The organism is Metabacillus malikii, from assembly GCF_030813355.1.
GTDB lineage: Bacteria > Bacillota > Bacilli > Bacillales > Bacillaceae > Metabacillus > Metabacillus malikii.
Window position 1 is genome coordinate 1 of the sequence record NZ_JAUSUD010000067.1, and the last position, 1,244, is coordinate 1,244.

The following is a 1,244-nucleotide window of genomic DNA, read 5'->3' on the forward strand; positions in this document are numbered from 1 at the left end:
ATAGAAATCGTGAATCAATGTGTTGAAAAGGGAATTATTAAAGATCGAGGAATTAGTATAGATTCTACCCATACAGAAGCCAATACGTTCAAAGCAACTCCTGAAAGAGTTATGAAACAGCTGGCAAAGAAGATATTTAAAGAAGTATCAGACGAAACAGGAGAAGTTCCTGAAGCTATTAATCAAGAGATTCCCGAATATCAAGAGATTGAAAATCATAAAGAAGCGAAAACAACTATGAAGGAATATCTAGAAGAAACGATTACAAAAATTGAAGAAAACATAGACCTTGATGTATGTCCAAAAACAAAGAGTATAATTGAAAACTCAAAAGAAATCATAAATGACCCTAAATTCATCGAACAAAAAGGTGTTCGTTCAATTGTAGACCAAGAAGCTCGAGTAGGACATAAAAGCAAAACAGAAAGTTTCTTTGGATATAAGACAGAATACATAATGACTACAGATGAACGTATTATTACAGCTGTTCGAGTAAATAACGGAGCTTACGTAGATGGAACTCAGTTCCAAGAGTTACTAGACCTTACACAAAAAAGTGGATTGTCTATTGAGGAAGTATTTGGTGATAAAGCATATTTTAGAAAACCAATATTAGATGAAATTAAACAATTTGGCGCAAAACCTTATATACCCGTAAGTGCAATGTCTTATCGAATAGATGAAGAGAGATTTAGCTACAACAAAGATTCAGACGAATGGTTTTGTGCACAAGGAAATAAAACAGAAAAGAAAAGATACTACAAAGATAAACGAGGAAAGGAGTACTATAAATACTCTTTCGAAAAAGAACAATGTAGAAATTGTCCTTTTAGGGAGAGCTGTATTAAGGAAAAACGAGTAGGCAAATTGTTAGTGGTTAGTATTAATACTCCGGAATTTTATGAATACAGCCAAGAACAAAAAACCGAAGTTTTTAAAGAGAAATACAAGGAAAGAGCTTGCCAAGAATGGAAAAATGGCGAGATGAAAAATTTTCACGGGCTAGATCGTGCCAGAGGGTACGGTCAATTAAGCATGTCCAAACAAGCCAAGTTAACTGCCATAGCAGTTAACCTAAAGAGGATAGCAAACATACTATCCTCAAAAAATCCCCTAATAACATCAAAATACACCTACAAAAGACCCTCAATCTCAAAACATTCCCAATTTATTCAAATAATTGATAGAACAATCAAAGTTTCAGAAAATCCGAGAAAAAAAAGCCGACTTTTTCAGTGGTCTCG

The 1,244-nt window shown here is 33.8% G+C and carries 1 pseudogene; it reads left to right on the forward strand.

The features are described 5' to 3' along the window. Window positions 1-1,176, forward strand: a pseudogene (locus tag J2S19_RS23615) (transposase); the annotation flags it as partial. Window positions 1,177-1,244 lie beyond the last annotated feature (68 nt).